The organism is Jeotgalibaca caeni (assembly GCF_028863945.1).
In the GTDB taxonomy this organism is placed as follows: Bacteria; Bacillota; Bacilli; order Lactobacillales; family Aerococcaceae; genus Jeotgalibaca; species Jeotgalibaca caeni.
Map to the genome: position 1 here is coordinate 65,538 of NZ_JARBEA010000001.1, position 25,090 is coordinate 90,627.

The 25,090-nt window shown below is 41.7% G+C and carries 16 protein-coding genes; 3 read left to right on the forward strand and 13 right to left on the reverse strand.

Annotated features, from left to right (window positions below; genetic code table 11):
- Positions 1–5 precede the first annotated feature (5 nt).
- From PVE40_RS00295 to PVE40_RS00335, 9 genes are all read right to left on the reverse strand, one after another.
- Positions 6–3,365, reverse strand: a complete 3,360-nt coding sequence (locus PVE40_RS00295; RefSeq protein WP_274729884.1) for a GH36-type glycosyl hydrolase domain-containing protein — start codon at positions 3,363–3,365, stop codon at positions 6–8.
- An 18-nt stretch (positions 3,366–3,383) separates the two neighbouring features.
- Positions 3,384–5,540, reverse strand: coding sequence for a glycoside hydrolase family 3 N-terminal domain-containing protein (locus PVE40_RS00300; RefSeq protein WP_274729885.1), 2,157 nt, complete (start codon positions 5,538–5,540; stop codon positions 3,384–3,386).
- 27 nt (positions 5,541–5,567) lie between these two features.
- Positions 5,568–6,389, reverse strand: coding sequence for a carbohydrate ABC transporter permease (locus PVE40_RS00305; protein ID WP_274729886.1), 822 nt, complete (start codon positions 6,387–6,389; stop codon positions 5,568–5,570).
- A 17-nt stretch (positions 6,390–6,406) separates the two neighbouring features.
- On the reverse strand, positions 6,407–7,303 hold the full coding sequence (locus PVE40_RS00310) for a carbohydrate ABC transporter permease (protein ID WP_274729887.1): 897 nt from the start codon (positions 7,301–7,303) through the stop codon (positions 6,407–6,409).
- A 122-nt stretch (positions 7,304–7,425) separates the two neighbouring features.
- Complete coding sequence (locus PVE40_RS00315; protein WP_274729888.1) at positions 7,426–8,685, reverse strand: sugar ABC transporter substrate-binding protein; 1,260 nt, start codon at positions 8,683–8,685, stop codon at positions 7,426–7,428.
- A gap of 194 nt (positions 8,686–8,879) precedes the next feature.
- Positions 8,880–10,103, reverse strand: coding sequence for a dicarboxylate/amino acid:cation symporter (locus PVE40_RS00320; RefSeq protein WP_274729889.1), 1,224 nt, complete (start codon positions 10,101–10,103; stop codon positions 8,880–8,882).
- 135 nt (positions 10,104–10,238) lie between these two features.
- Positions 10,239–11,180, reverse strand: a complete 942-nt coding sequence (arcC, locus tag PVE40_RS00325; protein WP_274729890.1) for a carbamate kinase — start codon at positions 11,178–11,180, stop codon at positions 10,239–10,241.
- A gap of 3 nt (positions 11,181–11,183) precedes the next feature.
- Positions 11,184–12,041, reverse strand: coding sequence for an oxamate carbamoyltransferase subunit AllH family protein (locus tag PVE40_RS00330; RefSeq protein ID WP_274729891.1), 858 nt, complete (start codon positions 12,039–12,041; stop codon positions 11,184–11,186).
- The gene (locus PVE40_RS00335) at positions 12,042–15,047 is read right to left on the reverse strand and encodes a bifunctional FdrA/YlbE family protein (RefSeq protein ID WP_274729892.1); all 3,006 of its coding nucleotides are present in this window, start codon (positions 15,045–15,047) and stop codon (positions 12,042–12,044) included.
- A gap of 160 nt (positions 15,048–15,207) precedes the next feature.
- Here PVE40_RS00335 and PVE40_RS00340 point away from each other — a divergent pair, with 160 nt between their 5' ends.
- Together PVE40_RS00340 and PVE40_RS00345 are read left to right on the forward strand one after the other, a co-directional pair.
- The gene (locus PVE40_RS00340) at positions 15,208–16,872 is read left to right on the forward strand and encodes a PucR family transcriptional regulator (RefSeq protein WP_274729893.1); all 1,665 of its coding nucleotides are present in this window, start codon (positions 15,208–15,210) and stop codon (positions 16,870–16,872) included.
- On the forward strand, positions 16,862–17,710 hold the full coding sequence (locus PVE40_RS00345; RefSeq protein ID WP_274729894.1) for an alpha/beta hydrolase: 849 nt from the start codon (positions 16,862–16,864) through the stop codon (positions 17,708–17,710). Before PVE40_RS00340 ends, PVE40_RS00345 begins: the two co-directional genes overlap by 11 nt.
- A 48-nt stretch (positions 17,711–17,758) precedes the next feature.
- Here PVE40_RS00345 and PVE40_RS00350 read toward each other — a convergent pair whose 3' ends face one another.
- From PVE40_RS00350 to PVE40_RS00365, 4 genes are all read right to left on the reverse strand, one after another.
- Positions 17,759–18,988: an amidohydrolase family protein gene (locus PVE40_RS00350; protein ID WP_274729895.1), complete on the reverse strand. Its 1,230-nt coding sequence runs from the start codon at positions 18,986–18,988 to the stop codon at positions 17,759–17,761.
- A gap of 23 nt (positions 18,989–19,011) precedes the next feature.
- On the reverse strand, positions 19,012–20,373 hold the full coding sequence (locus tag PVE40_RS00355; RefSeq protein WP_274729896.1) for a citrate transporter: 1,362 nt from the start codon (positions 20,371–20,373) through the stop codon (positions 19,012–19,014).
- Positions 20,374–20,583: 210 nt separating this feature from the next.
- Positions 20,584–21,801 (reverse strand): dicarboxylate/amino acid:cation symporter, encoded by a 1,218-nt coding sequence (locus PVE40_RS00360; protein WP_274729897.1) that lies wholly within the window; start codon positions 21,799–21,801, stop codon positions 20,584–20,586.
- A 110-nt stretch (positions 21,802–21,911) separates the two neighbouring features.
- Complete coding sequence (locus PVE40_RS00365) at positions 21,912–23,171, reverse strand: MFS transporter (protein WP_274729898.1); 1,260 nt, start codon at positions 23,169–23,171, stop codon at positions 21,912–21,914.
- A 286-nt stretch (positions 23,172–23,457) separates the two neighbouring features.
- Between PVE40_RS00365 and PVE40_RS00370 the strand changes: the two genes are divergently transcribed.
- Positions 23,458–25,086: a PucR family transcriptional regulator gene (locus PVE40_RS00370; protein ID WP_274729899.1), complete on the forward strand. Its 1,629-nt coding sequence runs from the start codon at positions 23,458–23,460 to the stop codon at positions 25,084–25,086.
- Positions 25,087–25,090: the final 4 nt, after the last annotated feature.

Consider the following 25,090-nt stretch of genomic DNA (forward strand, 5'->3'; position numbering starts at 1 on the left):
ACCCTCTAACTTTCCTGATAAAATACTTCAATGATGGTTTCATCTTGTAGAAGCGGCTCAATCTCCGAACGAGCAAATCGGGTTCCGCCCGTTCGATACGGATTCTCAAGCGGAGTACCACTCAGTGTTTGCCCGTTTACTTTCACCATCGGCTGTCCTTCTTCTACAAACGTATATTTAAATGTAACTGTTTTCTTCAAATATGTAAAGTCTAGTTTTAAGCCACTGTAAGACGCTGGTAAAACAGGATCCAGAACTAAGTCTTCCTCCAAGGTTGAAATCCCTAAAACATTCGTAATCAATTGGTTCAGATAAATTCCTGGACCACTTGAATAGATACGCCAACCGCCTTTCACGCTCACTGCTCCTGTCCGCAGCTGATGGAAGTTTTCTTTTGCTTCATAACGATTCTTGAAGTTTCCATCCGAACTACTGAAGTATGCATTGCTCTGACGAATCTCGGCGTTGGGTACAACGTCTTGAATCTTCACTGGATTGATGACTTCCAAACCTCGCCACACATCCTCCGTCTTCCCAAGCTTCGCCATCGCCTCAATGAAGCGGATATGGGCATGTACGTATAAGAGGCCGATTTCTCTACCAAAGTTTGCCGCTTGTTCGGCACGCTTAAAGTAGGTGCTAACCCCACCTTGGTAGGCTGCCGGTTGATTCATTAGCCGGACACCGTCTTGACACTCCAAATGTTCCTTGATCAGTCGGTAGTGTCGGTCCGCCTGTTCTTCTGTAAAGATTCCACTGATGATTCCTCTAATCATCGGCAGCAGTCGGTAATGGATGCCTGTCCGGGTGTCAGTCGGATGGATGATGAATTCCACTTGATCCGCTTCCGGTAGATACACAAAGCCAGGAATCACTTCATCCGATAAAATATATTTGTTATAATCTGCTCTGATTTCCTCAGCCAAAACTTGCAATTCTTGGGCAGATTCTTCACTCACCTCTTTTAAGGAACGGCAAAAAGTTGTCAAGGCTTGGTACGTCAATGCAACCGTCCAACTGCTCGCCATATTTACTTTCAGTCCTTGGTCATGAGGCTGGAGCGTGTCGTCCCAATCACCGTCCCCATACGCAGATAAGTGTGTATCCCACAGAAAATGTTCTCTGATGTATGTAATTTCTTTCTGCAAATGATTCAATAAAGAGTCTTTTTGTTCAGTGAATTGCCTGGAGTCCTTACTCATATAAGGAATTTCTTCCTCTAGAATCTGGTGGTCTCCTGTAGCTTCTAAGTAGTCTGCAACCAACTTCAATGGCCATACAGTAATGTCTCCATGACTCTCATCAGCAAAAATATGACGATAACGGTCAAACATGAACCATTGCGGCCAATTGCCATCTTCAATAAACTGATGGGAGAAGATCGTTTTAATGATCTCTTTTACGACATCAAAATGCTGCATCGCTAAGAAGTATTCTGCCGGGCCTTGGCTGACATCTCTCGTACCCCAAGCGGCACCACCATATTGCTCAAGACCATGGGGAACTAAATAATGTACCAACATATTATGCGTGTACCACCCATTCAAAACATTTAGCTTCTCCAATTCAATAGGAAGAGATGCGTCTGTTCTTAGCTCGAAACCATTCGTTAACTCAAGGAAGTACGAACGGAACTTCTCTGTTTCCTCCGCAGCCGTTGTATGCGTTTCTTCCAGTATCTCTCCTTCTACAGACCCTTGCATGGTTAATTCAAATGCATTGGTTTGTTCCAATTCGAGAATCGCCAAGGAAGCTGACCCAGCAGTTGCACCCTCTACAAATAAATCTTCCTCTCTTAACGTTCCTGTTGTCCCTTTCACTTCCAGAACATACGTCAAGTCCGGATACATTTCTGCATTCAAGGCTTTCTTATCCGCAGAGAATTCCCATTTCTGTCCTTCTTGTTCCATATAGACAGGTAATTGATACTCTTTTTGATTCATCACGACTTGATTGGTGATCAGATACGGATAGGCTTTTCCACTTTTTGTTTCTAGTTGCAAGCGAATTTCGCTTCGCTTCACGGAAGAAAATACCGTCACGATAAACGTTTCTTCGTTTGTTTGGTAGAACCACTTCGCAACGTTCATGCCCATTTCGAAGGCAGATGGCATTGCTAATAGATGATATTGGTCATCCGTTTTTACGTAGATTCGTTGTCCAGAGACTTTCAGAATGTTCAAAGGGTTTCGCGTATTCGATAGCCATTTGTTCATATCGGTATTGCCAACCAGTGTTTGTGCATTGAAAACTCCGTACATCCAGGAGGTAGTCGTCATGATGGATTCGTCTGGTCGCCAGTGTCCTCCTGTAAAGAGGATATGGCCATGTGCCCGCTCCATCCTTCTTTCCTTTTCCTTTGAAACGACATGCGTATACTCCGGAGTGAAGAAAGACATCCATTTCTCTTCGTCCTTTTCTTCCTGGAGCCGAACCGGATACAACTGTTCCATGACTTCTTGTGAAAGGTGCTCGACTTGTAATGGTTCCCCTACTCGTGCGGTTTTCTTCCATTGTTGAACTTCTTCTGACTCACCTTTGTCTTTTCGCTGTTCAAAAGCCGCATGAATCCATTCGCTGAATTCTACCTCTTCAACCGCTAGCGGATGATGTTCTTGGAAGATTCCGTAGAAGACGATTTCTTCCTTTCCATCCAGTTCAAACGGTGTTACTTGTAGAGTCGTGTAGGCAAACTCGTACTGCAACCTTTCAGATGGCAAATTTTCTTTCCTTAGTCCGGCAGGGATATTCGTTTCTTTGTATGAAGTCCCAAAAAACTGAAAACCATCTGTCCCAAAATTGGCAATTGGAGAAAATGAACCTTGTTGAAGATAAGGATGACGGTCCTTCGATTGGGGCATATTTTGTCGGGAACACACTACATATCCTTTTTCAGAATCCTTGAACACTTGATGGTCCACGTACTGTGCGGTGTACGCCTCATTCGTTTGAACCGCACTCTCATCTGCTAAACCAATGTCTTGTCCATAAATGAGATCAACTTTCTCTTTCTTTCCTTCCAAGCTGACTTCCCAAAACCATACCCCATTTTCAGCTAATTGGAATGTTACCGCATAGTCCACTCCTTCAAAATTCCCTGTCCATTTTACATAGTCTTCACCTTTATAGAAGGTACTTGATGAGTGTACACCCAGCAAGGGGGTAAAGGAAATAGAGCCATCCTGCTGGAAAATTCGAAGATACAAATTGTTTAGTGCTCCGTCAAGCGGATTTCCTACTATTTGGTTCACCATGACTGATTCTGTTCCTAATCGGTACAAGTCACCCGTCTTCAAAAATTCGGCTTTTACTTCCCCCACTTGCAACGTTATTTTTGGTATGGTTGTTTGATTAATCGCTCGCATATCTAAAAACTCCTTACTTTAATTACTATTTGTCAGTTGGATGGTCACACTTTCTGTTTCTTCACTGTTTGATCCAACCATTATCTCGAACTCGCCTGCGTCACTTGACCAGGTTCCGTCTGGATGAAGGTACGTGAAATCATCTTCTTGCAACCGGAACGTCACTTCTTGTACTTCATTTGGTTCTAATGTAATCCGAGCGAATCGTTTCAATTCTTTTATGGGTCGAACAACTTGAGCGATCTTGTCATGCACATACAATTGAACAACTTCTGTTCCTTTCCGTTCGCTTGTATTCGTCACAGCTACTCGAACAACTACTTCGTCTTCTTTCGTAAAGGTACTTTGATTCACAGTAGGTTGTGAATAAGAGAAGGAGCTATAACTTAATCCGAAGCCAAATGGATACAACGGACTGTTGTCCACATCCAGATATCTTGAAAGATATTTTTCATCTTGTTTGTCGCGGGTAAAAGGTCTTCCGGTTGAGTGGTGGTTATAGTAAATCGGTACTTGACCTACATGACGTGGGAACGACATTGATAATTTCCCACTTGGGTTCACTCTTCCAGTCAAAACTTGGGCTACCACTTGTGCCCCTTCCGTCCCAGGAAACCATGCTTCTACGATTCCATCCGCTAACAAAGAAACATCCGATAAATCTAAAGGTCTTCCATTAAATAGGACCGCAACGAGCGGTTTTCCTAATTTCTTCAGCTCTTGAAGCAGCAAGAGTTGATCGGCCGGCAGAGTAATTTGGCTCTTGCTCGCTGCCTCACCACTCATAAAGGATTCTTCTCCAAGTGCTGCCACAATTACATCAGCTTGATATAAATCAGCAGCTTGATAACTATACAAACCATTGAATACTGTTTTTTCTTCCACAATCTTCAACTGCCCTGGAGCTAATTCTGCTTGGAGAGCTTCTGCTAACAACTGAGTTTCCGCTTCCTGTCCATTCAATGACCAGCTTCCCAATAAGTCTCTGGAGTTTTTCTTCGATCCAATTAGCACTACTTTTTGATTTTCTTCTAGTGGTAAAACTTGATTGTTTTTAAGAAGTACAATGGATTCTTCCACTGCTTTCCTTGCAATATCACGATTTTGAGGACTGAACAGTTCAGCCTGTTCCCTCTCTTCGTCTGCCCCGCGGAATGGATTTTCAAATAAACCTAAATCATTCTTCAACTGTAAGATGCGCCATACCGCTTCATCCAGCAATTTTCTCATGGACTCGTCTTCTTCAACAATTTCTTCTAAATAGTGCAAGTAGGCGCCACTCATCATATCGATATCGACTCCGGCTTGAAGTGCTTGAATAGCTGCTTCTTTTTGATTGCTTGCTAATCCATGGGCAATTAATTCATTGATTGCTGCCCAGTCAGAAATCAGTACGCCGTCGAATTTCATTTCTTTTCTTAATACTTCCTTCAATAACCATTTATTTCCTGTAGCTGGAATTCCTTTGATTGTATTAAAGGAAGCCATCACCATCTTCGCTCCTTCATCAATCGCTGCCTGGTAGCCGGATAAATACTGCTCACGCAACACTTGCTCTGAAAGGTCAACCGTATTGTAATCCAATCCCGCGTTTGGTGCTCCGTATCCAGCGAAATGCTTCACACAAGCTGCGAGCCGTGTATCATCCATTTGCAAATCGGTTCCCTGGTATCCACGAACAAGAGCTCTTGCCAATTCTTCATTCAGGTATGGGTCTTCTCCTGTTGTTTCCATTACTCGTCCCCATCTAGCATCACGAACCAAATCAACCATCGGCGAAAAGGTAACATGCACCCCTGCAGCCGCAGATTCCTTCGCTGCTACTTCCGCTGTTTGTTCAACCAATGCGGGGTTCCAAGAACTTGCTAAGCCTAATGGAATAGGATAAATGGTGCGATAGCCATGAATGACATCCGCCATAAACAGCAAGGGAATTCCTAAACGGTTCTTTTTTAAGTATTCGGTTTGGATTCTACGAATATCTGCCGCGCCCGTCCCACCTAAAATAGAGCCGATTCTTGATAAGTCTTCTCTTGATACATTCAATTCTTCCATAGGTCCAGTAATAGCCGAATCGGATTGATCAAAGAAATTCCCGGTCAACTGCATCGTTTGTCCAACTTTTTCTTCTAAGGTCATTTCATCAAATAATGCTTGTAATTGTTTTCGTTCCAACCTGAACACTCCCTCAAAACTAACGGATTATTTACCGCCTGAAATATCGAATCCTTGTAAAATATATTTTTGGAAAATAAGAAAGATAAGGAGAATCGGAACAACCATGAAGGCTGCACCAGCCATTTGCAAGGCATAGTTTGCTCCGTGTTGACCTTGCAAGAGTTGTAACCCAACAGACAAGGTATAATACTTTTGATCGTTGGCAATGATTAACGGCCATAGGAACGAATTCCAGCCCCCGATGAACGTCAGGATTCCTTGAACAGCCAGAATCGGCCTCGACAAGGGGAGAGCCACTCTCCAAAAAATAAAATATTCACTCGCTCCATCCAGACGAGCAGCTTTCAGCATTTCATCTGAAATATTGGAAAAGAACTGACGGAACAAGAAAATTCCGAATGCACCGGCAAGCCCTGGCAGAATAATTCCTGCGTACGTGTTGGTCAAGCCCATCTGATTCAGAATCAAGTACACTGGAATCATCGTTACTTGACCAGGAATCATCATCGTTGCTAAGACGAGTAAAAATAGAAAATTCTTCCCCTTAAAGTCATACTTAGCAAAACCAAATCCAGCCATCGCATTAATCAACAGTCCGAAAAAGCCAAATACCGTAATAATTAACGTATTTTTTAGATAAACATCAAAGTTCAATCGTTCGAACAATTCACGAAAATTATTCAGCGTCCATTCTTCTGGAAAAATGGTTGGTGTCAGTGACACAATCTCCGGGTTCGTTTTAAAGGAGGATAGAATCATCCAAGCAAATGGAATAATCGTAATCAGTCCCCAAATTGCCAGTATGATTCCAAAAATTATTTTTGTACTTCTATTTACTGATAACATTCTTTACTCCCTCTTTCTCAAACGGAATTTTCATCTCTTTTTCTCTGAATCCGCAGTTGGAAAATGGTCGCCACAATAATGATGACAAATAAAATCATTGATCCAGCGGCTGCATAACCAAAGTTATTGAATTGAAATCCATTTTTATAGATAAACAAGGCAATACTCATCGTACTATTCAAAGGACCCCCATCCGTCATAACGAATGGTTCTTCAAAGAATTGAAGCCAGCCGATAACGGTTGTTACTACAACAAAGAATGTAGAGAACTTCAATTGAGGAATCGTTACATGCCAGATTTGTTGCCAACGACTTGCTCCATCCAATTCCGCTGCTTCATAAAGGTTAGCGGGAATATTTTGCAAGGCCGCTGAGAAAATTAACATGTTAATTCCGATCGCGCGCCAAACTGCTAAAATTACCAGTGATATTTTTGCAATGTTCGGATCTTGCAACCATCCAATGGGTCCAATCCCAATCGGGGCGAGTACTTTGTTGATCAGTCCAATACTTTCGTTCGGGTTAAAAAGAAACGACCATACAATCGCTATCGCGACGATATTTGTGATCGAAGGTGAGTAGAAAAATAGCCGCATCGTTCCAAAAAACTTATTATTTCCGATTTGAATGAAAAGAGCGATCGTCAGCGATAGAATGACCACCAATGGGACACCCACTATGACATAGTAGAGCGTATTTCCGATGGATTGCATAAAGACACGGTCGGAAGTTACGTCCACATAATTCTCTATTCCCACAAATTCAATTCGAGAATAGTCCGCTAAACCAGATAAACTCAAATCCGTAAAACTAATAAATAACGCAATAAAAATCGGTAAAATTGAAAAAATAATGAGCAAAATCATCGCTGGCGAGATAAATACCCATGGTGCCACTTTATTTCTTGATTTCATGATGTTCAGTCCTTTCATCGCACCAATTCTTTACAGGTCATCAAATAGGAAAAGCCCAGAAAAAGGAATCAAACGAATCCATACGCTTTTCTGGGCTTTTCGGTTAGTTCTTAACCGTCTGACTAGTCTAAAATACCAGCTGCTTCCTCATTGAAAATTTCCATCTGCTCTGTCACATCTGCTCCACCTAAGCGAATTTGCTCCCAGTGGTTGATGTAGGTTTGAGCGATTTCTTCCCATTCAGGCAATAATGGCATATGCTCTGAGTTTTCCAATTGTTCGCCAAATGGTGTGATGAATTCATTTTGCAATTGCTCATCTTCCCAAGCTTCCATATTTGCTGGCAAGGAACTCGAGGTTTCCAAGAATGCTAATTGATTTTCTGGTCTAGCAAGAAACTCTAATAACAATACGGCATTATCTACATTTTCTGTATTATTCCAAATGGAGAGGTTCGCTCCTCCTGTGTTGGACAAGTTATTTACTGGCCCTTCAGGAAGTACGGCTGTTGCCCATTTCCCTTCGATATCGGGTGCATTTTCATTGATGACTGAAATCATCCAAGGTCCACTAATGAACATTGGTACGATTCCTTCACCACCGAATGTTTGCGAAATGTCTAAACCTAAATCTTGAGCTGGCGATCCGCCTTCTTGGACAATACTATTCAAGTATTCAATCGTTTCAATAAATTCTGGTTGTGTGAATTGCGGTTCATTGTTTTCGTTTAATAATTCAGCACCGTTCTGACGTGCAAACATGAAGGCAAACGTTTGGTCGAAGTTATCTACGTTAAATCCATACATATTGTCTCCGCGTTTTGACAATGCTAATGCCGCTTCTTTTAATTCATCCCAGTCTGCAGGTGCTTCTGAAAATCCTGCTTCTTCTAATAAATCTGTCCGATAATAAAGTGCTCTTGTTTCGGTATACCAAGGAATTCCATAATACGCACCATCAAATTCTGTTGTAGCAACGTTTCCTTCATAAAAGTTCTCTGGATTCAAGTCTTCAGATGATTCAACATATTCAGATATATCCATTAAGGCTCCAGCATCTACAAATTCAGACATCCAAGTTGTTCCCATTTGGACCACATCAGGACCTTCTCCAGAGGCAACAGAAGTTAACAGACGATCATGCGCTGCTGACCAAGGAATACTCTGCACGTTTACAGCAATTCCTGTTTCTTCGGTGAAATCATCTAAAATAGGCTGAATCTGCTCATTCCCATCACCCATAAACCAAAATGTTACCTCACCAGATGACTCTGTTCCGCCACTTGAAGTTGTTTCCGTTTCCTCATTGTTTCCGCAAGCTGCAAGCAATCCAATGGTCGCAAGGGATAGTGAACCGACTAGTGCTTTTCTGAATTTCTTCATCCTAATCCTCCTAATATAACGTAGTAAAAGCGTTTGTCGAAACGTTTCGAAAAGAATCAAAAAATAATAGAGAGACTATCGAAACGTTTCTATTACATTGTAAACGGTACCTTTCTAAAATGCAAGCGTTTTACATTTTTTTATTAAAAGCCGACTCACATGCGATTGACTCGGCATATGAATCGGCTATTCGTTTACCTTCTATTGAAAACTTCTAAATCAACCGCATCTTCCGATTTTGCGACGATGAAAGCCGTCGTAGCATCGGCCGACACATTCAATACTGTTCGTAGCATTCCAACGAACCACTCCACTCCCGCAAATAATGCAATGCTCTCAATCGGCAAGTTCATTTGCGGTACTACAATCGCTAAGGAAACAAGACCCGCACCTGGAACAACCGCATTCGCTAACGAAGCAAGTGCTGCCAAAAACGCGATATAAACATAGTCGCCCGTTCCATATTGAACGCCATAAATTTGGGCAATGGTTACAATCGTAATAGCCATATGCATCGCAGAACCATTGCTATTTAATGTCATTCCTAAAGGTAAAACCAACTTGGCGATCCGGTCATGAATACCAAGCTTTTCTTTCGCATCTTTCAGTGCTGTTGGTAAGGTTACTGCTGATGAAGTTGTTACAAGAGCCATAATGGCCATCTGAGTCATATTTTTGGTCAATTGGAACACGCTGACACGCGTGTAAACGGCTGAGCCTACGAACCATAGTACCAAGTAAATCAACGTTGCTAATGCATAAACCCCTAAGTATTTCAGTAATGGCAGCACAACTTGGACACCCATGTTAGAAATTGTTGAGGCAATCAACGCGAAAATACCGATTGGAGCGATTACCATAATCATGCCAATCAATCTCAAAATAATCACATTGAATCGCTTCACAAAATCTAAAACGGTATTATCACCACTGTCGGTTCTGACATAACTCATCGCTAAACCAAACAAGACCGAAAAAACAATGACATGGACGATATTCCCTTCTGATAAAGCTTGCATCACGTTACTCGGGAAGAAACTTAGAATCGTATCTCCAATTGATCCGCCTACTCCTTCTGCAATATCTACTCCCTCTGGAGAAATGGCGGTGCTGTCAATCCCGGTTCCTGGTCTGAATAACAATCCCATGACTACGCCTAGAGCTGCAGCCGAAACAGAGGAAACAAAGAAAATAACAAACGTCTTGACGCCAACACTTCCCAAGGTCCTCGGATTTAATTCCCCTACTGCCTCAATAATTTGTCCCATCACCAATAGCACAATAGACATCTGGATTAAACGAAGAAAGATGGTGCCAATAATACTTAGAAAACCAACACTTTCACCTAAAAAGATACCTACGAGAACTCCTAGAATTGTAGCAATCACAATCTGGGTTAACAAATTCATCCGTTTCATCATTTTCCCCTCCATTTCGGCTATCCACCCTTATAAGACAAAATGGTAACGCATACATTGTAACGGTATTAAAATAGCAAAAAATCATTCTATAAAAAGAAACAATCCTCCTCCCCTTAAGAGAGGAGGATCTGCTTATTTTACAACGGTCGTTACTTCGCCTGTACCGATAAACAGCTTATCTGCATTCTCAAGAGACGTAATAATCGCCTTCCCGTTCTTCGAATTTTCTACAAAATTAATCGCCGCTTCAACCTTCGGCAACATGCTTCCTGGAGCAAATTGTTCTTCGGCAATGTACTGCTTTAATTCTGCTACTGTCACTTCCTCTAGTTTCTTCTGGTCTGGTTTATTCCAGTTAATAAATACATTGTTTACTCCAGTCAGGATGATAAGGTAATCAGCATCCACCAGTTCTGCTAATTTAGCAGCAGCGAAGTCTTTATCGATAACCGCTTCGACCCCTTGATAACCCCCTTCAGAGGCAACAACCGGAATCCCCCCGCCACCTGCTGAAATGGTTACGACGTCTGCATTCGTCAATGATTCGACTACTGGATACTCAACAATGCTTTGTGGTTTAGGTGATGGAACAACTTTCCGCCAGCCCCTTCCTGCATCTTCCATGAAGACGCCATTGCCTTTTTCCATTTCTTCCTTTGCTTCTTCTTCTGATAAAAATGGTCCAATCGGCTTTGTTGGCTTCTTGAATGCTGGATCATTTCCGTCTACGACTACTTGTGTCACCAAGGAAACGACTTGTTTTTCGATATGTTGCTCGTTGAGAGCTTGACGCATCGCATTCTGCAACCAGAAGCCAATGCTTCCTTGTGTCATGGCGACACAGCTATCCACTGGTAAGGCTGGATTCTTCTCTGAATCTGCAGCTTTTTGTTGCAACAATAGGTTCCCTACTTGGGGGCCGTTTCCATGTGTAATAATCAGCTGGTGCCCTTCTTTTACGAAGTTCACTAAGTGCTGACTCGTTTCACGTAAAGATTCCTTCTGGGCATCTGCCGTGGGTACATCGGTCAAAATCGCATTTCCACCCAAGGCAATTACAACTTTTTTAGACATTCATCATTCTCCTCTTTCACTATTCATCGACTTCTCTAACTTTTTGAAAAATAAATAAATGCCATACAAGGTATCCCACCCCGAAGTATGGCCATACTGAGAAATACGACGGATTCGTTCTCTCCACTTTTTCAAGTCTTGGCCTTTTAGGTCCTGCATAAATTCTACAAAATAGGAACTCGTATATCCTTCCGCCAGCGTACGATAATAGGCAGTACTTACATCAGTGGTACGGCTCACTTCCAGTTGTTTAGCGAGGGTGTTCACCCATCTTCCTTCTGGCCAAAAAGATTGGTATGCCATCATGATTCCCATCAGCATGTCATCACCGCTCGGAGTCAGCCCAATGCCCCTGCCGATAAAATGAGTGATAAACATTCGCTGGAAGGTCTCATCCTTCCATTCAGCATCCAAGAATTTCGTTAGTAAGATTTGATTTTGTTCGCTATCCATTAACTGGGTTTCTTTTTCTATTTGTAAGGACTCGAAGTGCTGTAATAAATCAGTTAGAAAATCTGCGCTTATTCCATTTATTATCGGAACAGAACAGTCATAGGTTTCGAAATTGGAGTGAGAAAGATTCCAAATTTCCCCTCTTGAATAGATTGTTACCTTTCCATTTCGATTCTTCACCCGGTCATCGATTCGTACTTTGGTTAGAAGGTCAGCCATTTCTTCATTCGAAATATTCATTCCGAAAGAAGAAAGGCCACTTCCCTTTTGCCCAAAATGAATCAGCTCCCCATTGAAGTTGACATTAAAACTGCTCTTAAATACAGAGTGGATGGAGCCCATCCCCTCTGTAGAAAGAACATGGGATAAAAAGTTACTTTTTATCCCATGTTCGATTTCTTTTGTCATTTAATCTTCCACTCGAACGCCCAGCGATTCCGCATAGGCGATTAACGCTTTTTCGAAACATGCGAGCGGTGCACGGACAGTCCCGGCTCCTACTTGGCCTAGTCCGGCAACCTTATGCGCAATTCCAGTGTTAATCAAAGGAGTGATTCCCGTTTCAACTACCTTGCGTACATCAATCCCTAGAACCGATCCTTGGAAATCCCATGTTGGAATCGTCCAGTTTGGATTATGTTCAATTGAAATTTCTGCCATTTCATTCGAAACATTCAGGGCATCTTGGAATCCGCCAGCTCCAACAAAGCGAGTAACGCCTGGAGCAGCAATCATCGCCATACCACCTACCCCAATGGTCTCGGTGATGGCACTATCACCAATATCTGGGTTTGCGTCTTCTTCTGAATATCCAGTAAAGTACAATCCATTTGGCGTATTAACTGGAGCAGTAAACCATTCGTCTCCCATACCGGCAATGCGAACTCCAAAGTTTTCACCATTTCGGCTCATCGTTGTTACAACCGTTCCTTCTTGAATCTTACGAGCGTAATCGACCATCGCTTTCCCTGTTGCCATCATGATATTCAAGAAGAATTGATCGGTCTTCGCCAAGAAATCAATTACTTCTCTTTTTTCTACTTGAGCGATGTCTAGTTCAACAATGATTGGTGCCATTTCTTTCAGGAAGATGAGGGACGCAGCGATGTTCCGTTGATGGAACTCATCCCCCATCGTAATGGCTCTAGCAATCATTACGTTCAAGTTCAGCCCGCCTTCTACTGTACGAAGTGCTTTCCCTAAAACAGGACCTAAAACATCTTTCATCCATGTTAAGCGATCAACGACTTCTTTCGAGTATGCACCGAAACGCAAAACTTTCCCAATTCCTTCGTTCATCTGACAGTATGCAGTTGTGCCGTCTTGCTTGTTCTCTACTACTAAAACCGGCATGTTTGCGGAGGTAATTCCGCCCATTGGTCCTACTGCATTCACGTGGTGACACGGGATGAAGGTTACTTCGCCCTCTTCAAGTTGACGGCGTGCTTCTTCTTCGTTGTCTGCCCATCCTTCGAATAAACTTGCTCCAATACAAGATCCTTGCATCGGACCTGTCATGTTCTCATACTTAATTGGAGGACCTGCATGAAGCAATACCTTGCCGTCTAGTTCTGGAATAACGGAAATAGCAGGCACGATGTCCGTTAAGAACGGTTGAGATTCTCTTAAACGGCCAATTACTTTTTGATTCGCTGCGTCAATTTCTTCAGCGTGGCGGTTCAACCCGTTCAAGACCTTAATCAGTTTACGATTTCCGCCTGCTAATGGACGCCAATCGTATTGAATAGCCTTACCGCCATAAGTATCAATGGACTCTGTAAAACTTTCAATTCCCACGTTGACAACTTGTGGAATGGAATTTAATAGTTGATCCACTTTCGGACTTACTTCTGGTAGCGTCATTTTTCTATTTTCATAAGGAACTTTTTGTTTTGGTGCATCGACTAGATCATGTCCCATTAATTGCAATGCTAGATGTACAGCACGCGCATTGCTGGATTCAACCAAGACACCCATTTCTTTCAATGTACGTACGGACTTGTCGTAGTCTTGTGGAGCGTATTTTGTTCCAACAACCGTCCCAATAATATGCAAGTCGCGGCCTGATTCTTTGGCAGTTTGCAACGCTTCTTCGATTGCTGGTTTTAGGGCATTGGCCATATCTGGATGAGCACCGTAGCCTAACACAACGTCTAACAAGATGATGCCGGTTGTTTCATCTTCAACCGCTTCTTTTATTTTCTTAATCCGAACTTCAGGGTCAATCATTGGATGTGGTTTCCCTTGCGTATACATATCGTCTCCCAAGTCCATCACTTCGAATCCGTTCGTACGTAGAATATAACCTTCTGCCTTGGTTGTTTTCCCTAATTGAAGAGCTTCTGTAATCAGTGTGCCTGCTTCATTGGCTAACGTTCCACCCGAATACAAACCTTTTACTGTTTTTCCTTCTGGCAGAGTAGCCGTTACTTTATTTTCAACTTCTGTAGCGTAGCTTTCTTTTACTTCATTCCCATTCGCTAGATCAACCGCAATCAATGCCGTTTCTTCTAATGTATGAGCAAGGTATACGTTTCCTACGTGTTGTTCTGGTTTCTCACCAAGGAATATCGCTACGACTGGTTTCGTAACAGCTTGAAGTAATTCCATTACTTCATCACGCACTTTTTTTGCAGGTGGCTTCGAAATGACTACGATGACATCGGTTGGATCGTGGTGTTCTAAACCAATAATCGCATCCTTCATCGTAATTCCGCCTACATCTTCATGCAAGTCACGTCCACCTGTTCCAATTGCGTGAACGATCCCTCCGCCTAATCGTTCGATAATCGTCGAAACTTCTTGGATACCTGTACCAGAAGCTCCAACAATCCCGATATTCCCTGGATTTACTACGTTCGTAAATGCCATTGGAATACTGGAAACAATACCAGTACCACAGTCTGGTCCCATTAGGAGCAAGCCTTTTTCATGGGCTTTTTTCTTCAAACGAACTTCATCTTCCAAAGAAACGTTATCACTAAATGAAAAGACATGGAGCCCTTTGTCTAAAGCCTTTTCAATTTCATCAGCTGCATAAATGCCAGGAATAGAGAATAGAGCCATATTCGCATCTGGTAATTGCTCCAAGGCATCATTCCAATTTCTTACATTTTTGACTTGTCCGCTATCTTTCTTAACTGATAAATCACTTAAGAATTGTTCTGACTTCTTCACTACTTGGTCAACGACAGACTCATCATCTGTCTCAACTACAATGACCATATCATTTGGTGTTGCAGCTCCCACTTCGTCCGTGTATAGTCCAGCTGTACGGAAAATATCTTTATTCGCATCGGTTCCCATCATGATTTGGCTTTGTTTAACCCCATCTAATGTACTGACTTCATTCGTTAGTAACATTAAGTTAATCGAATCTTGGTAACTGTTTTGTTTGATTACTGTATAAAGCATTCTAGTACCCCCTTTAATGATACTTCTATTATAGTAAAGAAATGGTTCCGCATACATTGCAATTACCTCCAAATATAAACCCTTTTTTTGTCCAAAGTGGACAAATTGAATTTTTTGAGGCAAGATAGGTTCGAGTATTTTTTAGAAAAGAGGAGAACCCATGATAACCGTCAAACAAGTATTAAACTATCGCAGTTTTAAGGATGCCACTTTAGTAACCGGTGAAGGCGGATTAGAGAATGAAGTGAACGGTGTAATGGTTATGGAAGCTGCCGACATTGAATCGTGGGGGCGAAAAGGTCTGCTGATTCTCACGAGTTATTTTGCCATGGAGAATGTTTCTCTAGAAAAAATCGACTTGTTCTTCCGACATGCGAAACGGTTAGGAATTGGCGGTTTTGTGGTTAAGGTGGATCGACTCGTGCAAGTCATCCCTCCTATATTCGTAGCTTCCTGTGAAAAATATCAAATCCCCCTCATTCAGATTGACAAAAAAACTCCTTATGAGAAAATCATCTCGGAAATTTTGGAAACGATGATTAATCGTAATGCTTACCTCTTACAAAATTATTACGATATCCATAAACGTTTCAGTCAACTGATGATGGAGCAACCTGATATTCCTAAAATCTTAGAAACACTAAAAAGTTTAATTCATAAACCAATCACCTTGCAGGAGAAGATTAAAGAACGCATGGTAGGAACAGATCCACAACTCCATCCGTTTCAAGTTCATAAGCAGACTTATTTAGATAAAAGACAACAGCTCAACCTACAGTTTCAAGAAAATGCCGTTACTTACCTGCATTATCATCCAGAGGAATCATTTGCCCAATTGTCGATTGCAGTGCCGAACTTAGGCTACGAAGAGTATGAGCTGATTATTCATAAGTTAGGCGGAGAAGTTGATGATTTAGATTTTATGGCGATTGAGAATACGGTAGCTGCTCTTCAAATTGAGCTGGTGAAACGGTACGCCATTCGCCAGAGCAATCGGTCTCGGCAAAATGAAATGGTATCTGACTTATTGCATGGGCGATTGAACCATCAAGAGGATATTGATGATACCATTCATCGGGTCAATCTTGATCCCAATAGAAGGTACCGCATCATCCTTTTTCATTTCCATACAACAGATGAAGACCAAAAGGATTCCTCTCTCTTGTTGAACCGTTTTACTGATACGTTAATCAACTTATCGAGGACTGAGTTTCCTGAACGTGTATACGTGACTCGTCAACAAAAGGTAATCCTGATTGCGCCAACCGATAACTTTTCACTCAGTGATTCGAAGAAGAAAGTACAACTGATACTGGATCGAATGATGAAAAATGTTCTTTATCAACATTTTATTCATCATACAACCTTTAGTAATGAAGTCAGCGTGCATGACCTTGCGGAGGGATATCGTCAAGCGACCGATACCCAGAAAATTCTACAGCTTACTCAAAATGCCCCTGCCATTGCTTCTTATAAAGACATAGGAATCTATCAAATTTTTGTGGAGACAGACAATCTCGATGATCTAAACCGATTCATTCCTGATCATCTCTGGATTCTAAAGAATGAAAGTCCAGAGTTATTGGAAACATTGCGTACGTTCATTGATGTGAACCAAAACTATTCAGAAACCGCGCAACGGCTCTTCGTTCATCCTAAAACAGTTCGCTACCGCATCACAGGGTTACGCGAGAATTACAACATCCACTTCGATGATCCAGAAGAAATGCTGCGGTTGAGCATTGGATTACGCCTACTTCATTTATTACCCGCTTTTTCGAAACAAACAACCAAACCGATTGGAGGAACCCATCATGAAAAATAGCCAAACACATCGCTTCAGCACAATCGGAACGACTCCGATTCATCTTACTTATTCTCCCGCTGAAGGGAAAAGACAGAATAAAACGATTATCTATCTTCATGGCGGTGGATTCGTGTATGGGACAGCAGATGACTTGCCTGACGAATATCAATCACAAATCGTAGCAGCTGGATATGATTTTATTACGTTAGAATACCCTTTGGCACCAGAAGCCACACTGGATGTCATCCTTCAAAAAGCAACAGAAGGAGTGACGTGGTTCCATCAGCATTATCAAGATGAACTTGCTCTTGAATCGAATGATTATCTTTTATTTGGTCGTTCGGCTGGAGCCTATCTGGCACTTCAACTAGCACACCGTCTGGAGCAAAAACCACAGGCTTTGTTGCTCTTCTACGGTTATCACACGCTACAAGAAGCAACTTTCCAAGTACCGAGCCGGCACTATCTCACGCTGCCAAAGATCAGTCCTCAGGTTGTTAAAGGCATGCTGAGTCCAGATCCGATTGTGAATGGGATAAAAGAAAAGCGGTTCAGCATTTATATCTACTACCGACAAACAGGCGACTGGACAAAAGAAATTCTGAGAGCGGGCGATAAAGCGGCTGATTATTCTCTCTCCAATCATGATTTGAAGAATCTGCCTCCTGCCTTTCTAGCAGCCAGCACCGGCGACCCTGACGTTCCCTACCGTCTTTCTAAAAAAATGGCCGACCTGATTCCGAACTCTGTTCTAGAAACGGTTGACTCCGCTGAACACGACTTCGATCGGACGACGGTTGGTGGCATCGGTACGGAAATTTATTCACGCATGCTCGATTGGTTAAGCAAAACTTGAAGATGAGATACCAAAATGGGCGGAGCACAGCTCCGCCTTTTATTGTTTTTATTCTGGCCAGTCAACTTGAATACTTTTATCCAGTTCAACGGTCACTTTTCCACGTTTCACGACCATCAAACGGTCCGGGATATCAATGACTGCATCTTGGTAGCGATGGCTATCCAGTAACACAAGTGTCGCTGAATTACCCTCTTGAATGCCATAGTCCTCAAACTTCAGAGTCTTGGCTGGGTTTTTGGTAATCATTGGCAAGACGGTATGCAGATCATCTGCTCCACCTAAATGTCCAACTGGAATGGCGAGCATTGCAACTTGCATTAAGTCTCCGTTTCCATAAGGAGTAAATGGATTGCGAATATTATTCGTCGCAACAATCACATTCACACCTCCGTCTCGTAGTTTACGAATCGGTGTTACTGCACGGCGGACATTATATTCGTCATGCCGGCCGCCTAAGTGCAAGTCAGTCATCGGCAGAGCCATTACGTTTATTTGTGCTTTGGCCATCAATTCAATGATTGGTTTGAGTTGCTCATCTGGAACCGCGCCTAAACTAGTCAAATGACCTACAGATACGCGCCCTACATAGCCTTCATCAATGGCTCTTTGCGCTACCATTTCAATGGTTTGGCCTTCTGAATCATCTTTGAAGTCTTGGTGCAGATCGATATCTTTATCGTATTTCTTCGCGATTTCAAAAACAATGTCTAGATGTTCTTTAGGATCTGTATCGTTGTAAGGAATTCCCCCTACTACATCCGCCCCCATATCCATCGCCTTGTACATCAATTCTTCCGTTCCAGGAGATTTCAAGATTCCTTCTTGCGGAAACGCAACGACTTGCATATCAACGAAGTCCTTGTATCTTTCCTTTAACTCCATAATGACTTCAAAACCGTGGAATCCACCTACTGGATCAAATTCCGCATGTGTTCGAATATGGGTTGTTCCTCGTTTGATAATCATTTGCAGCGCTTGTTCCGCTCTTTCTCTTACGTCCTCGCGCGTAAAGGTCGATTTCAATTCAGCCGTAACGCGGAGTGCTTCTTGCAAGGTACCGGATTTATTTGGTAACCGATCGGCAATCAGAGCCTTATCAAGATGGATATGAGACTCTACTAGTCCGGGAATAACCACCCTTCCCCCGCCATCAATGACACGAGTTGCATCTTCTGGTACATTTTTACCAATTTTTTTGAACGTACCAGCTTCAATCGCAATATCTACTAACTCGTTCGACTCATCTACAATTACATTCTTCAATAAAATATCCATCGTGTTCTCCTCTCTCTATGGTCTTAAACCATAACCAAACCGATAATCACTAATACGACGAGTGATGCCAAAATATATCTGGAGTTTCCTTTTACTACTTGTAGAATCGGAATATCAAATCCAGAAGATTGTGCTTGCATCGTGATATTGACGAAACTCATCTGACTTCCTAATCCAACTCCCATCGTAATTAACCCGACGGCTAGAAGCGGTAAATTTAAGGAAACCGCAATTGGAAGAATCAATGCCAGAATGGTTGCTACATAGGCACCGGCAGGGACGCCGATTGCATAGCCCGCGACAATCAAAGCCGGAACCAAAATGGCAGCTGGAGCTGCTTGGGCTACATTGACAATAACTGTAAATGCCCCTGTTTCACCAATGATATTGATAAAGGTAATGAAGATTCCCACTTGGAATAAACGAGTTAAGATGTATTGCGACCCGTCAACAAGTGCTGTGGAGGATTGTTTGATGTTGAAGTCTGTACAGAGTGCAATCAGTCCAATGGTAATAACCAAATACATTAAAGGTCCAAGAATCGGCATGCCGACTGCATTGTTGATATAAGGACCGACAATAACCGCGAACAGCAAGAAGATAGCCGGGATGGTATTAATCAAAAGTTCTCGATTTGATTTTGCTTTGATTTCTTCTGACTCTTCCCCTAAGAAGGCTGCCCCTCTCATTTTCGTCCCAAAGAATCCGATTAAGATTGCGATGATTGTAAAGAGAATCCAGTAAGGACGCATCGTGGTAACGTAATTGCCTACATTCTCTCCTGAAAGTTGAGAAACAATACTTGTTTCTAAAGAAGCTGGAGAAGTTGTAAAGGATACCGCTGCAGCCAAACACATAGCAGCAATCAACTCCGGAACAGCTCCGACTGCTGCAAAAGCGAGAGGAGCCAATACCATTGCCGTTCCTCCACCGATACCGGACATATACGTTGCTGCAGCCATCAAGAGTACAATAAAAGCAGCAAAATATTCTACTCGACCTTTAATCCCACGCCGTACCAAGGCTAATGCAGAAGCGTACCCACCCGATTTAAATACGGCAGTTGCAATTGCGGAGTTAATGATTGGAACCGTGATGGTCAGCATTGCTGGAATGGAAGAAAGTAACAGTTCATTCGCTCGACCTAATGTGATTCCGCCAATAATCATCGATAAAACTCCACCAATTAAGCCAGCAAATAACATATCCACTTTCATAAACAACAACACGAGAATGATAATAATGGGTAGAATACTAATGATTCCCATCAACCCTTCCGGTGCTGGAATAGTCGTTAAATCTTGAGCAGACGATGCAAAAACGAGATGAGGTACAAATAGTGCAGAAGCTAGCAAAACGGACAAAGTAAAAATAACTTTTTTCATCGTAATCCCTCTTTTCGAATGCAGATATGAATCTTGACTAACACCTGTCCAACAAACCAACTTGCCTCCTCTCCTCCTATTGGTTCCCATTTTAGTTTCTTTTGTATGCGGATACAATGAATGCAAAAGATAAATTTTCAACAGATTTTTATCCAATGTAGACAAAGAGCGGACTGCACTTTGTGCAATCCGCCCAACAAATTATTTTTATTATGCACGAAAAACATCATAATCCAACTCGTCTTCGTCTTTTGCGATGATGAGCGCTACCGTTGTATCTGCATCGACATTTAGTACGGTGCGGAACATACCGGAGAACCAGTCGATTCCGGCTAAGATGGCAATACTCTCTGTAGGTAATCCCAGTGCCGGCATGACCATCGCTAACGCAACTAACCCGCCTCCTGGAACGACAACCGTACCTAGTGTTGCTAAGGTAGAGAGAATAACCGCATTGACTAAGTTGCCAAGCCCCATCGGAATTCCATAAAACTGAGCGAAGGTTACGATCGCCAAAGAAAGAAACATCGCTAACCCATTACTGTTCAAAGACATTCCTAATGGGATGACAAATTTCGAAATACGGTCACTAATTCCCAGCTTGTTCTTTCCGTCTTCCAGTTGAACAGGCAAAGTCACTGCTGAAGAGGTAGTCGTCAAGGCAACAATTGTCATCCGCCACATATTCTGTGCTAGTTTCACCGGGCTTACCTTACAATAAACCGCCGTAATAAAAATCCAAATCGTTAAAAATAAAAATGTCCCAATGCCAAACGCCATTAAGAACTTCGCTAGCGTAAGGAGGACCGCGATTCCCACCTGGCCGATGACTGGAGCAATTAAGCAGAAAACCCCAATCGGAGCTAGCTTCATAATCATCGTAATCATCTTCAAGATGGTGTTGTTGAAGGCTGTGATGAAGTCAATCAGTATGCTATTTTTCCCTTCATCTTTGATGAGCCCCAGAGCCAATCCAAAAAGAATGGCGAAAATAATGACTTGAATCATGTTGGCATCTGCCATTGCCTGAATAACGTTGGTTGGGAAGAATGCCGTAATGGTTTCGAAAACAGTCTGAGAAGACGTCTCAATCACCTCAACATCAAACGCAGATGTATCAATCCCTTCACCTGGTTGGATGACTAATCCTAAAATAATGCCTAATGCTGCTGCCAATATGGTAGATCCCATAAACCAAGCAAAGACTTTCGCTCCCATTTTTCCTAGTTCTTTTGGTTCTAGGCTGCCTACTGCTTCGATAACTGCGCCCATTACTAATACAACTACCGACATTTGAATCAGACGGAGGAAAATATCTCCAATAAATTTTACATTACCCATCATATCCGGTAACAAAATCCCAGCAATAACGCCTAATACAGTAGCAATCAGCACTTGATTGGTAATATTACTCAAAAACTTTTTCATCTGCTACTTGACCTCCTGATTCTCTTCACCGAGATAAAAGCCCTTTCAAGGTGATATAAAAATACAGGAAAATAGATAAATGGTCTATTTTCCTGTATGAATCGATTAAATTATGCTGTAGCTTTTTTCGAACTTCTTGCAGAGTACATAAACAAGATGGTACCTACTACTAACAAGACTACGGCAATATAAAAGCCCATTACTTTTGATCCTGTTTGGTCTGAAATAGTACCCGTTAGAGCTGGTGCGATAACGGATGACATCATTCCGAAGAAGTTGAACACTCCCAATGTCGTTCCTACTCCAACTTGCGGTGCGTTCTCACCTAGCCAAGCAATCATGATTGGTTCTACTGCTAGCTTACCTAAGAATCCATACATGATTAATGCAACTAATAAGAAAGTTGAGCTCGTTGCTTGTACAGTCAACAACAACATTGCCGCTGCCAACAAGTTCAAGCCAATGATGAATTTAACTTTGTGGTTCATGTATTTGTCAGCTAGCTTACTGAAGAACAAGGCTCCTGGAATAGATGCAAAGGCAACTAAGGAAGAGGAGAATCCAATTGCTGATCCTTCAAATCCACGTTCTGTTCCCAAGAAGTTTGGCAGCCAAGTAACGGTCATATAGTATGCATAACAAACAGCAAAGTATAGAAGATAAGCAAACAACATCCGTGGTGCTAGCAAGGTTTTAAGGGAAACTTTTTCTTTTGGTTTCTTCTCTTTTGCTTGCTCTTCTGCAGCTTGTGCTTCAATATGAGCATTATCTTCTTTAGCTCCTCTAATAACGAAAGTAAAGGCAACAACCATCAACAAAATCATAACGATGGCAATATACATCATTACTTGCCAAGGAAGTCCTCGTTGTGCTACTAAGTAACTGGAGAGAATCATTCCAAGACCAGAACCGATTGCTGACCCACTATTTACGATGGCAGTAGAGAAACTTCTTTTTGATTTCGGGATGTTTTGAGAAGTCAAGGAGTAAGCGGACCCATAGTAAGATCCACAACCAAGCCCCGCCAAGACGCTACCCACGTAAATCATCGTTAAGCTATTTGCTTGAGAAATTAAAAATGCCGCTAGCGCGAAGAGTAAAAACCCTGGAATAAGTACTTTTTTCTTACCAATTTTATCCACTAAAAATCCTGCTGGAATTTGCATGGAAACATAACCTAAGAAGTAAAAACTTGAAATCGATCCTAGCGCTGTATCTGTAACGTCTCCACCAAGTGATTCTCTAATCTGTGGATAAACTGGGGATAACGCCGAGCGATAAATCCAAATGGTGATCCAACCTGCACATAAAAGGATAATTATTTTTTTCCAATATTCCATGGAACCTGTTTGATTCGTTGTTCTATCCATCTTCTATAATTCCTCCGATCTTCATTCGAAAATTATTGCTAATCTATCACAATATACCTTTGTATCCGGATTCCTTTTCTTTCGCGCCATCCCTTTCTCTTCAAAATATGAAACAACTCCAGGTAAACCGATATGTCTCCTGTTTCTTACTATCATAATACCTTTTCATAAAAACGGTTACACCATTCGTTTTGAACAAATTTTATATTTTCTTTATACAAAAGGTATAAATTTATCGCAATTTGAAAGTTATTCTATTAAGATGAAGTGGGAGGAGATAAGAATTATGAGCACATTAGAAGAACTATTAGCAGTTCCTCGCTTCTCAAGTCTAAAAGTACTGAATAAGCATGGAAGACTCGATCACAAAGTTGAAAGTGTCGAAATTACCGAAACACCGGACGTATCCTACTACATACCTAAGAATGTACTAATCCTGACTACCGCGATGTCCTTTAAGGATGATCAAGAAGGATTGATTTCTTTCATTGATTCCTTAATTGAAGGAGAAGTAGCAGGCCTGGCGATAAAAGTGAACCGATTTTTAGGAATGGTGGACGATGCCGTTTTAGCATATGCCGACCAAAAAGGATTCCCTATTATTTCCATTCCAAGTACGTTTCCTCTAGGTACGCTCCTGCATCACATGATGAATTTTCTATGGGATAAAAAACAAGAAGAAATTTTCTATGCTCTAGATATTCAAAAAACCTTTTCAAATTTAATCATTAATGACGCGAACATTGGGCTCTTTGTCATGGAACTAGAAAAAATGTTCCATACCCCAGTCTTGCTGCTTAATCCTTTTCACGAAGAAATTGCTTCTTCCAAATACTTCCAAAGCAGCCGTTTCCCTGCTCCGTATTACATTAATCAGATCATCCAGTCAAGAAGAGGCAACATTTTAGAAGTGGACAGTTTCTTAATCAAAGATGTGGATGACAAAGAATTACAAGTAGCGATTTACCCTATCCATTCTTATCAATACATCCCTTACTACATGGTTGTGTTCCGTCCAGAAAATATTCCATATCCGATTTCCTCATTTGCCCTAGAGCAAGCCGTCTTGGTATTGTCTTATACCCTCTATAAAAACTTGAAGATCAGTGAATCTCAACTTACGATTCAAAGTGATATTTTGTTAAACTTGCTGCTAGACCAACAAACCGTACAACAAAATCGTTCGAATCTTTTAGAAATCAGCAACAAATTTGGCATCATTGATTCCAAACACTATCAAATGATTTACATTGATATTTCTGTGAAGAATCAAGCTAAACAAAAGATTAAATACAAAATGGAAATAAATGAAATCGTCACCAATTGGTTGAAAGAGAGACTGGAAGAGCAAATTCCTAATGCGATCTTAGCACGGATCAAACAAAACGAGGAAACCTTATTAATCCTTCAATCAGAAATTCCTAATATTGAGGAGCAACTCCAATCACTAGCCGAACGAGTCGAACAATTTATACCCGTTTTCCTTACTTTTTCCTTTGGACATAGTAGCGAAACGCTCCATCATCTACGCGATTCCTATACCCAAGCAAAACTTGCCTATAAGAATTCATTGTCGATGTTAGAAAAAGAACGGTTTAATTATTATCGTCCTAGAGGTATTTTGCAGCTATTCAATAACTTAGACAAAAACGAAGTGAGTTACTTCGTTACTTCCACATTAAAAGAGTTAGCATTTCCAGATGACAGTTCCTTAATTGAATTACGAAAAACACTTAAAACCTATCTAGATAATCAATGTGAAATAACCAAGACTGCTCACGAGTTATACATCCATCGAAACACTGTAAAATATAGAATTGAACGGTGCGAAGAAATTGTTGGACTTAAGCTTACTGGATCTGATGTGAGTTTGAATATTCGTCTCGCACTAGAGCTGTCAGAAAATAATGAGTAGAAAT